The following is an 11,232-nucleotide window of genomic DNA, read 5'->3' on the forward strand; positions in this document are numbered from 1 at the left end:
TCCGCGCGCCCTCAGATGTTCGCGCCCTCAGATCTTCGCACCCACCGCGGCACCGTTCGCCGGGACCAGGAAGTTCGACGAGGGGATCGCGCCGTTCGCACCTCGGGTACCGGTGATTGCCGACGGGTCGGTGCTGAGCAGCGTCCAGGTACCGCCGATGTCCCAGGAATTGCCGGAGCCGGTCGAAGAACCGAGCGCGACCGCGGTGGCGTTGCCGACCGCGAGGTTGGCGGTCAAGGTCGCGGTGGATCCTCCGTCGAAGTCGAAGCCGGTCTTGGCATTGGCCCAGGCGGTACACCGGTTCACGGTGATGGTGCCGGTGTTGCCGTTGTCGGTGAATCCGGTCGCCGCGTTGCTCCAGGACATCACGTTGGAGAGGCTGTGGTTGGCCGCCGGGCCGGTTCCGTCGCTTCCTCCGAGCTTGAAACCGTTGCCGTCGCCGGAGAAGTCCGGGATGTTCCAGCGGTTGTACCCGTTGCCGTAGGCGACGCTGTCCTGGATGGTGATGGGAGAGGTGAACTCCCACGCGTCGAATCCGTCATCGACGTTGTTCCACAGCCGCGCACCGCGCACCACGTTGCCGGCGCCGCTGCCCTGCTTGATGCCCAGGCCGTCGGCGCTCTCGCCGTTCTTGCGTGGATCCCGGTTGTTGTAGCTGTCGAGGTTGACGATGAGGTTGCCGGCTGAGCTGCCTTGCAGCTGGAACCCGGTCTCGTAGTTGTCGTGGGTGACGAGACGGTCGAAGGTGTTGTTGTCGCAGCCGTCGCAGTAGATGGCGTAGGGCCCGTGCTCGATTTCCAGGCCGGAGATCCGCCAGTACGATGCCTGCATGTGAATCGCGCCTCGCTGGGCGGCGGGGATCGTCGAGTCGACCGCGCCCGGAGTGTATGGCAGCGCCTCGGCGTCGATGACCACCCTCTCGCTGCCGTAGTTGCTCAACGTGATGGGCGCGCTGGCGGTACCGCTCTTCGCGATCGTGATGTTCGTGGTCAGCGCGTAGGTGCCGCCGCGCACCGCGATCGTGCCGCCCGGCGAAACCAGGCTCACCGCCTTCGCGATGCTGGCAAGCGGCGCCGTCAGGGTGCCGGCGTTGGTGTCGCTGCCGCCCGGTGCGACGTACAGCGTCCCGCCGGGCGCGCTGCCGGTCGCCGTCGGCGTGGGGCTCGACGTCCGGCTCGGGGTCGGCGACGCGGTCGGCGACGCGGTCGTGGGGCTCGGCGACGCGATGGTCGGGCTGGGCGAGGGGGTGCCGCTGTCGGTGTCCACGGTCACGTCGTCGAACTCGGCCGTGGAGAAGGAGGTCTGCAGGCCGATGCGACCCGCCGCGAGGTGCGAGTCGGCGACGCTGGCCACCGTCGTCCCGTCGATCGACCCGCTGACGGTACCGCCGTGGACCGACAGCGACAGGGTGTACCAGGTACCGGTACTCACCGCCTGGCTGACGCTGCCGAGTTCGGTGACCGCGCCGCTGCTCACCCGCTCCAGCGCGACCACGCCGCCGGGGCCGAGGGCGAGCCGGTAGTAGGTGGTCGACCCGGACGCCCGGCCGAGCAGCGCCACGAGCCCGCCCGAGCCGAGGCTCAGCGGCTTGACCCGGGCCTGAACCGTGTAGTCCCGCCAGCCGGAGTCACCGGCGAAGACCCGGGCGTTGTCGGTGTCGGCCTTCGCCTGCCGCAGCACCTTGGTCCCGTCGGTGACCACGCTCCAGGTGCCGCCGGACTTCGACCAGCCGTTGAGGCTGCCGTCCTCGAAGTTCGCGCTGAACGCGGTCGCTGCCTGGGCCGTGGTGGCAAGCGTCATGAGGGCGGCTATCAGGGCAGCGGCGGCACCGGTGGAGACCGCCGCGATGGTGTGCCGCCGTCGCCAGGGGTACCGGCGATGAGCAGGGGGCATGTGAACCTCCGAACACGGGTGTGGCCCGGTCCGCGAGGCGTGGGCGGCAGTCCGGGCGAGGGTACGGGAAAGCGCATTCCCCGTGACGAATCTGGCAGCCGTATCGGAGCTGGTCAATAGATGCCGCGTGCAGGTTTGTTGCACGCGCCCGGCTCACGCGCGCCCGGCTCACGCGCGCCCGGCCATGGCTGCCGGGCACGCGCTCATGCTTGCCGGCCGGCCTACGCGTGCCCCTTACCCGCGCGGGCCGGCCGGCTTACGCCTGCTGGTCGGCTTACGCGTGCCGGCCGACGAACCCCGGCGGGCTCGCGGCACTCTCGTTCCACTCGCGGTCCAGCGCGGTCACGTAGTAGGTGTACTCGTGGCCCGACTGCGCGGTCGTGTCGGTCCACGACTGGACGCCGGTCCCCGCCGCCCGCTGCGAGGCGATCAGGTGCTGGCCGTCCGCCAGGCCGCACGCGCCCGGGCCGGTGAGGCCGTCGAAGCGGTACACCGCGTACGAGGTGACCGGGCCGAACGGACCCTGACCGCTGACCGTGGGCCGCCACCGGAGGGTGACCGCCCCGGTGTCCAGGCGCGAACTGCCGAGGACGACCGGGAACAGCAGAGGCTTCGCCGGCACCAGGTCGTTCGGCTGGATCAGCGCCGGGTGGCTGTAGTGGTCCGCCACGAGCCGCGTCGTCGACCCGACCGGGTCCTGCTCGACGATCTGTTCGCGGAAGAAGATGTCGCCCTTGACCTCGGGGTACGCCTCATTGAACGTGAGATGACGGCTGATTTCGGCGGGGTCGAACCACGGCGGGCCCTGGCCGGCCGCGCCCTGCTTGTAGTTCGCCTGCCCGATGTAGAGGTCGACGTTCGTGCCCGCGACGACGTCGCTCCACCATGCGGTGAGCACCGCGTAGTCGGCCACGGTGAAGCCGATGTTCCAGTAGATCTGCGGTGCGACGTAGTCGATCCAGCCGGACTTCACCCACAGCCGGGTGTCCGCGTAGTTCGCGCCGTACGATTCGGTGCCCGCGGTAGCCGAGCCGAGCGGATCCGAGGTGTCGTTGCGCCAGATGCCGAACGGGCTGACTCCGAAGCGGACCCACGGCTTGGCCGCGTGGATGTCATCATGCATCTGCTGGATGAACACGTCGATGTTGTGCCGCCGCCAGTCCGCCCTGTCCGCGAAGCCGGCGCCGTACCGCGCGAATGTCGCGTCGTCGCCGAAGTCCTGATTGTTGGTGGGGTACGGGTAGTAGTAGTCGTCGAACTGGACGCCGTCGATGTCGTACCGGTCGACCGCGTCCATGATGGCCTTGGCCACGAAGTCGCGAACCTCGGGGATGCCCGGGTTGTAGTAGAGGCGGGTCTGGGTGGGCACGCCGACCGGGTAGACCACCGCCCAGTCCGGGTGCTGCCGCAGCGGTGCGCCCGGGGCGAGCTTGTCGATGTCGCCGCCGGCCTCGGTCGAGGTCGGGCTGCTCGCCGGCATGCTCACCCGAAACGGGTTGAACCAGGCGTGGAACTCCAGGTTCCGCGCGTGCGCGGCGTCCACCATGAAGGCCAGCGGATCCCAGCCCGGGTCCTTCCCGCGTACCCCGGTCAGGTAGCCGGACCACGGCTCGTACGGTGACGGCCAGAAGGCGTCCGCCGTAGGCCGGACCTGCACGATGACGGCGTTCATGTTCTTCGAGACCGCGTAGTCCAGCTCGTGGATGAACTGGGCCTTCGAGGCGGCCTCGTCGGTGCTGTTCGGCCAGTCGAGATCCTGTACGGTCGCGATCCACATGGCTCGGAACTGCCGCTTCGGGGTCGCCGGGTTGGTCACACAGCCTATATCGTTCGGCGCGCTGACGCCCGCACCGCTCACCCCCGCGCCGCTGACGTTCGCACCACTGACGGTCGCACCGCTGACGCCGGCACCAGCGCCAGTGCTCTCCGCACCGCTGGCCATCGAGGCGGGCGACACCGCGAGGGTCGCCAGGACGGCGAGCGCCGTCAAGGCCACGCGGCCGACTTTCGCCGTCGGTACCGTGCGGACGGCTCTCGCCATCGGTGTCACGCGCACGGCCTTCGCCGTCAGAACCGCGCGGACGGCTCCCGCCGCGGGCAAGCTTCCAGACCTCAACAGGGACATAAGTAATTTATACAATATACAAGATTGAATGCGTTACCCCGAACCTCAAATGCTCATCAAGTTCCTGTCCGTCCACGTACATCGATGCTTACGATCAACCAGCGTCGTCGTGCGGCGAACGCAGGCGGCGCAACCCGTCCGTACCCCTTTCCCCGGGAGGTCGCCGATGGTTTTCAGGCACAGGGCGGCATTCGCGGCGCCGGCCGTCTTCGCGCTGGCGCTCGTATCGTCGCTCACTGGCTCGCTCGGCCACTCGAACCAAGTACCCAAGCCCGAGTCCATGCTGGGATGGAAGCCCTGCGCCGACTACAAGCTGTCAACCTACGAGGAAATCACCAAGTACCTGCGGGCCGTCGACCGGATCAGCGACCGCATGAAGATCGTCGACCTCGGGAAGACCTCCGAGGGACGCGACCAGATCATGGCCATCGTCTCCTCGCCGGAGAATCTCAAGCCGGAGAACCTGAAGAGGTACGAGGAGATTTCCCGCGACCTCTCGCAGGGCAACGTGAGTGAGAGCAAGGCCCAGCAACTGGCCAAGACCGGTAAGGCTGTCGCCTGGATCGATTTCGGCATCCACGCGACCGAGGTGGCACCCCCGCAGACCGCGCCTCAGTTCGCCTACGACCTGGTGACCAGCGAGACGGCGGAGGCGAAGTCGATCCGCGACAACGTCATCACCCTGTTCGTGCCGAACGTCAACCCGGATGGCGGCACCGAGGTCTCGGACTGGTACATGGACCACGTCGGCGGGCCCTACCAGGACTCCACCTACCCTGAGCTGTACCAGAAATACTCCGGCCACGACGACAACCGTGACTGGTTCATGTTCAACCTGTCGGAGACGCGCAACCTCGGTCAGGTGCTGTTCCACGACTGGCTGCCCCAACTCGTGTACAACACCCACCAGACCGCGACCTACCCCGCCCGGATCTTCGTACCACCGTTCAAGGACCCGGCGAACCCGGACATCCCGCCGGAAGTCATCCGGGGCATCAACACGGTCGGCGACGACATGACCCAGCGGCTGGACCGTGAGGGCAAGGTCGGTGCCGTGTCGCGCCAGCAGTACGACCAGTGGTGGAACGGCGGCCTGCGTTCGGCGCCGGCGTTCCACAACCAGGTCGGCATCCTCACCGAAACCGCGCACGCGTCCGCGACGCCCAGCTACGACGACCCGACGAAGTTCCCGGCGACGTTCCCCTACCAGGGTGTCTCCACGAAGGACCCGTCGGCGTTCTACCCGAGCCCGTACAAGGGCGGGGAGTGGCACCTGTCGCAGAGCTGCGCCTACATCGAGACGACCGGATGGGCACTGCTGCGCGCGGCGGATACCGACCGCGAGCAGTGGCTGCTGGGCTCGTACCGGATGGGCCAGCAGGCCATCGCGGCGGGCGGTGACACCAGTTACGTCATCCCGGCCGACCAGGCGGACTTCCCGACCGCGACCAAGATGGTCAACGTCCTGCGGGAGAGCAACATCCGGGTCGAGGTGGCCAAGTCCGCGTTCACCGTCGGCAACCGCCAGTACCCGAGCGGCAGCTTCATCGTCCGCGAGGCGCAGCCCTACCGCCCGGACGTCGTCGACCTGCTCAACCCGCAGGTCTACCCCGATCGGCGCAACCCCGACGGGTCGCCCGAGGCGCCCTACGACATGGCCGGCTGGACGCTGCAGTACCAGATGGGCGTCACGGTCGACAAGGTGACCACGGCCTTCGACGCCAAGACCGCCCCGGTGGACACCGCCGCGGCACCGCACATCACGATGCCCGCCACGCCGGGCTACGCCTACGCCCTCGATTCCCGGCAGAACGACTCGTTCACCGCGGTCAACAACCTGCTGCGGGCCGGCCAGACAATCACCCGTACCAGCCAGCCGGTGCAGACCAGCCTCGGGCAGTGGCCGGCCGGTACCTTCCTGGTCCAGGCCCGTTCCGGCACCGACGTCAAGGTGAAGCAACAGGCGCAGGCGCTCGGGATCACCGTCGCCGGGGTCGACGCCGCACCCGCCTCGGCAACGGCGGTGTCCCTTCCGCGCATCGGCCTCTACCACGGCTACCCGGGCAACAGCGACGAGGGCTGGACCCGCTACGTGCTGGAGGACTTCCAGTTCCCGTACCAGCAGGTGCACGACACCGACGTGCGGGCCGGCAGCCTGCGCGACAAGTACGACGTGATCGTGCTGCCGGACGCGAGCTACAACAGCATGCTCAACGGCGCCCGCGCCGGCTCGCTGCCTCCGGAGTACACCGGCGGGATGACACAGGCCGGCGTGGACAACCTGGTCAAGTTCGTCCAGGCCGGCGGCAAGCTGGTGACCGTCAACGACGCCACCCAACTGGGCATCCGCGCCTTCGGGCTGCCGGTCACCGATGTGACCAGCGGCGTGCCGTCCACCAACTACTACTCGCCGGGCTCGGTGGTGGCCAACACCGTGCAGGCGGGCAGCCCGCTCACCTACGGGTTGCCGACCAACCTGGACGTGTACTCCGACGGCAGCCCGGCGTTCGCCGTCCAGGCGGGGGCGCAGAACATCACCGCCCCGGTGAACTACCCGGCCAGCGGCCTGCTGCGCAGCGGCTGGCTGCTGGGTGAGAACCTGATCGCCAACCACAGCACGGTGGTTGACGCCAAGGTGGGATCCGGGGATGTGGTACTGCTCGGAATGAGTGTTCAGCACCGTGCGGAGGCGCACGGCACGTACAAGCTGCTGTTCAACTCGCTGTACCTTGGCGGCGAACACTAGCGGCAGCACAGGGCAGGACCGGTGCCGGCGTCTTCGGGGACGCCGGCACTGGCCTGTGTGGTTTGGCGCGGCCGCGCAAGCTCTGTCAATGTTCGTCGCAATAACTCGACGAATCGGGTACAGATCTCGAGCTGATCTTACGGAAGTTCTCGCAGAGCCTTGCGGAACCGGCACCGCGGTTTTAGTGTCACGTCACCCTCATGGCGTCCGCTCCGCCTCGAGCGTCTCAGGTGTTCACCCTCCCGAGAGGAACGAGTCATTCGATGTCACGGAGCATCACAGGAGGCAGTGCAGGTGGCAGCGCAGGAGGCAGCGCAGGAGGCATTGCAGGAGGCGGCACCGGAGCCGTAGCGGGGAGGATCGGCCGGTCAGCGCGACGCGCCACGGTCGCGGCGGCGACCGCCGGTGCCGTCGTTCTCGGCATCGTGATCGGTGGGGCCGGCCCAGCCGACGCTCTGCCCGCCGCCGTCGCTCTGCCCGCCGCCGTCGCTCTGCCCGCCGCCGCGGCTCTGCCCGCCGCCGCGGCTCTGCCCGCTTCCGGCGCACACGCGGCTCTGTCCGCTTCCGGCACGCACGCACCGCTGCCCGCTTCCGGCGCGCCCGTCGTGACGCGTGCCGCCCTCGCCCCGTCGCTCGTGGCCGGCAGGGGCGCCAGTGTCGGGTTCGCCGAGCAGGAGGCGGAGAGCGCCACCACCAGCGGTACCGTCATCGGGCCCGACCGCTCCGCGTACACGCTGCCGGCCGAGGCGTCCGGCCGGTCGGCGGTCCGGCTGACTTCCGGGCAGTACGTGGAGTTCACCCTGCCGAGCGCGGCCAACGCGGTCACCGTCCGGTACAGCATCCCCGACGCGCCCACCGGCGGCGGCATCACCGCGCCGCTGAACGTCACGGTCGACGGCGGTTCCCGCAAGACGATGACGCTCACGTCCCAGTACGCCTGGCTCTACAACCTGTACCCGTTCTCCAACGACCCCAACGCCGGCGTCCTGCACCCCGACTGGTGGATCACCGAGTGCTCCTGCGTACCCGAGGCCACCACGCCGCCGTACACGGTCACCACGCCGTTCCGCCCCAACCACTTCTACGACGAGCAACGCCTGCTGCTCGGCCGCACCTACCGGGCCGGCGACAAGGTGCGGCTCACCGTACCGGCCGGCAGCCCGGCCGCGTGGACCGTCATCGACCTGCTCGACTCCGAGCTGGTGGCCCCGCCGAAGGTCGACCTGTTCGCGGCCAACGCGCTGCTGTTCGGCGCCGATCCGACCGGGCGGCGCGACTCGGCCGACGCGATCGACCGGGCCATCGCCTTCGCGAAGCGCACCCACCTCAAGGTGTACCTCCCGCCGGGCACCTACCAGGTCAACCGGCACATCATCGTGGACGACGTGACGATCGAGGGCGCCGGAAGCTGGTACACCATCGTCAAGGGCCACCAGGTCGACCTCGCCACCCCGGCCCCGGACGGCTCCGTGCACACCGGCGTCGGCTTCTACGGCAAGGACGCGTCCGCCGGCGGCAGCACGAACGTTCACCTCTCCGGATTCGCCATCGAGGGAGACGTCCGCGAGCGGATCGACACCGACCAGGTCAACGGCGTCGGCGGGGCGATGAGCGACTCGACCATCGACGGCCTCTACATCCACCACACCAAGGTCGGCATGTGGTTCGACGGGCCGATGCACGACCTGCGCATCACCGGCAACATCATCGCCGACCAGATCGCCGACGGCATCAACTTCCACACCGGAGTCACCGACTCGGTCGTGTCGAACAACTTCATTCGCAACAGCGGCGATGACGGCCTCGCGATGTGGTCGGAGAAGGTCGAAGACGCGAGGGACACCTTCGACCACAACACCGTGCAGACACCGGTACTGGCCAACGGCATCGCCCTCTACGGGGGTACCGACAACACGGTCTCGAACAACCTCGTCGCCGACCCGATCCGGGAAGGCAGCGGCATCCAGCTCGGATCGCGGTTCGGCGCCGAGGCGTTCACCGGTCACGCCTGGATCACGAGCAACACCACGGTCCGGGCCGGTACCTTCGAGCTGAACTGGACCATCGGCCTCGGTGCCATCTGGCTCTACGCGTTGGAACGCAACATCGACGCCGACATTGAAGTGGTCGGCGACAACTTCCTCGACAACACCTACAACGCGATCATGCTGGTCAGCGATTTCCCGGTGAAGGATCTCTACTCGATCACCAACGTCCACTTCAGGGATGTCCGGGTCGACGGTACCGGTACCTCGGTGGTCAGCGCCCGCTCGGCCGGATCCGCGTCATTCCAGAACGTGGACGCCCGCAACGTCGGCGCGGTCGGTGTGAACAACTGCGGGTCGTTCCATTTCACCTCTGCCGGTTCCGAGTTCTCGCTGACCGACCTCGGCGGCAACGACGGCGGCGGCACCACCGGACCGTGGCTCGCCCCGTGGGAGCTGCCCAACACCATCACGTGCGACGACCGGCCGCCGGTCGTGGCGCCGCCAGCACCGTCCGCTTGGTCATGACGCGAGCGCGGTCGTGACCTTGAGTGCGGTCGTGGCCTGAGTGTGGTCGTGACTCTGAGAGCGGTCGTGACTCGAGCCCGGCCGTGACCCGAGTGTGGTCGTGGCCTGAGTGTGGTCGTGGCATGAGTGTGGTCGCGGGGCGTCGGATGCTCGATCCGGCGCCCCGCGGTGTTTTCGGGGCCTCGTGGTGATCCGGCGCTTCTTGATGGTCTGGTGTTCGGCGGTGGTCCGGCGCTTCGGCGGCGGTCTGGTGTTCCGTTGGTGGTCTGTTTCCCGTGGTGGCCTGGTGTTCGGCGGTGGACCGGTGTTCCGTGGTGGTCTGGTGTTCCGTGGTGGTCTGGGATTCCGTTATTGGTCCGGCGCTTCGCGGCGCGGCCTCACATACCGGCGCCTGAACCGTCAGCGATCCGGCTTTGAGCCGCTTCGCGGACCAGCGCCCAGGCGTCCGCTACCGGACCCACGTGCCTGAGCTTGTCTGGGTTCAGCACCGAACGGATCGTCTGGACCTGTCCGTCGAGAATGTCGAGCACCAGGATGCACAGCACCCTGCCGTCCCGGTCGCGGAAGACCGCGCCCGGCTGGCCGTTCGTTTCATGCGGGTGTACGCCGACGCCGATCCGGACGAGGGGCGCGACCATCGCGGCGAGCGTCCGGGACACGTTCTCCGGGCCGATGATGCGCTTCCACTGCGGCGCCTTACCACCGCCGTCGCCGACCAGGTAGACGTCGGCGGCGAGAAGCTCCCGCAACCCGTCGACATCTCCCTTCCGGAAGGCGTCGAAGAACCTCTCGGCGAGTCGCTCGCGCTGCCTCCGGTCGGCCTCGAACCGGGGACGGCCCGCGTCCATGTGGCGGCGCGCCCGGACCGAGAGCTGGCGGCACGCCGCCTCCGAGCGGCCCACCGCCGACGCGATCTCCGGGAAGCCGAACCCGAACACCTCCCGCAGCACGAAGACCGCCCGCTCAAGTGGGGTAAGCCGCTCAAGTAGGAGCAGGGCCGCCATCGAGACCGAGTCGGCCAGCTCCGCCGAGCGTTCCGGATCCGCGTACGGGTCGGTCAGCAGCGGTTCGGGAAACCACGGCCCGACGTACGCCTCCCGGCGCCAGCGGGCCGAGCGCAGCACGTCGATCGAGATCCGCGTCACCGCGGCCGAGAGGAACGCCTTGGCCGACGTGGGTTGCCTCGGGAAAGCGTCGTAGCGCAGCCAGGTGTCCTGGACCGCGTCCTCGGCCTCGCTCACGCTGCCGAGGATCCGGTAGGCGATCGCGAACAGCAACGGTCGTAGCTGCTCGAACTGCTCAGCCCTGGTCATCTGCTCAGCCCTGGTCATCTGCTCAGCCCTGGTTGTCTGTGTGGCCCTGGTCACTTGCGCGGCCGTGGTTGACTGCTCGGCCCTGCTCGCACTGAGCGGCCCTGGTCATCTGCTCGACTCTGGTCATCTGGCCGTCCCGGCAGCCCAGCCGGCACGACGGACAGTGCGACCGCCAGCCGGGTCGCTGCACCCGTTCCCACCCGCCCCGAACACTCGCACCGCCCTCACCCTCCATGGCCCAGAGCCTGTCTACAAGATCTAAGACGAGACAGCTCCGGCGTCTGTGACATGCCTGGGCTCCGGGTCTTCGTGACGGCCTCGTCGCGGCGCCGCCCACCCGCTCCGATTCCCCGGCCGCCATAACTCCCCGGTGACCATAACTTCCCGGTGGGGCCACGACTCCGGGTCTTTCCGACTACCGGTGGCTCCGAGTCTTCGCGAAAGCCTCGCCGTGGCGACGCCCCGCGGCCACGAGTCTTCCCGATGCCACTACTTCCCGGGTGGCCACTACTCCCCGGGTGGCTACTGCTTCCCGGGTGGCAACGCCTCCCCGGTGGCTTTGATGTTCCGGTGTCTGTTATTCGCGTCGGTGGTAGTTGTTGCGGCGGGGTTGCTGTTCCGCGTCGATATACGGGGGTGCAA

At 68.4% G+C, this 11,232-nt stretch carries 5 protein-coding genes; 2 read left to right on the top strand and 3 right to left on the bottom strand.

Annotated elements, in window-relative coordinates; translation table 11 throughout:
* Nucleotides 1–27: 27 nt before the first annotated feature.
* Nucleotides 28–1,893, bottom strand: coding sequence for a right-handed parallel beta-helix repeat-containing protein (locus Raf01_RS29895; RefSeq protein WP_203921399.1), 1,866 nt, complete (start codon nt 1,891–1,893; stop codon nt 28–30).
* Between the two features lie 274 nt (nt 1,894–2,167).
* Nucleotides 2,168–3,889, bottom strand: coding sequence for a glycoside hydrolase family 10-like protein (locus Raf01_RS29900; protein ID WP_239134037.1), 1,722 nt, complete (start codon nt 3,887–3,889; stop codon nt 2,168–2,170).
* Between the two features lie 295 nt (nt 3,890–4,184).
* Here Raf01_RS29900 and Raf01_RS29905 point away from each other — a divergent pair, with 295 nt between their 5' ends.
* Both Raf01_RS29905 and Raf01_RS29910 read left to right on the top strand, forming a co-directional pair.
* Nucleotides 4,185–6,764, top strand: coding sequence for a M14 family metallopeptidase (locus Raf01_RS29905; protein WP_203921400.1), 2,580 nt, complete (start codon nt 4,185–4,187; stop codon nt 6,762–6,764).
* Between the two features lie 554 nt (nt 6,765–7,318).
* Nucleotides 7,319–9,277, top strand: coding sequence for a glycosyl hydrolase family 28-related protein (locus tag Raf01_RS29910; protein WP_239134039.1), 1,959 nt, complete (start codon nt 7,319–7,321; stop codon nt 9,275–9,277).
* 377 nt (nt 9,278–9,654) lie between these two features.
* Here the strand turns inward: Raf01_RS29910 and Raf01_RS29915 are convergent, their stop codons facing one another.
* Nucleotides 9,655–10,608, bottom strand: a complete 954-nt coding sequence (locus Raf01_RS29915) for an RNA polymerase sigma-70 factor (RefSeq protein ID WP_239134038.1) — start codon at nt 10,606–10,608, stop codon at nt 9,655–9,657.
* Between the last annotated feature and the right edge of the window lie 624 nt (nt 10,609–11,232).

The sequence above is a fragment of the Rugosimonospora africana genome (assembly GCF_016862975.1).
GTDB lineage: Bacteria > Actinomycetota > Actinomycetes > Mycobacteriales > Micromonosporaceae > Rugosimonospora > Rugosimonospora africana.

Coding starts and splice junctions, on each gene's coding strand:
- Raf01_RS29895 (WP_203921399.1), bottom strand. CDS start 1,893: ATGCCCCCTGCTCATCGCCGGTACCCCTGGCGACGGCGGCACACCATC.
- Raf01_RS29905 (WP_203921400.1), top strand. CDS start 4,185: ATGGTTTTCAGGCACAGGGCGGCATTCGCGGCGCCGGCCGTCTTCGCG.
- Raf01_RS29915 (WP_239134038.1), bottom strand. CDS start 10,608: ATGACCAGGGCTGAGCAGATGACCAGGGCTGAGCAGTTCGAGCAGCTA.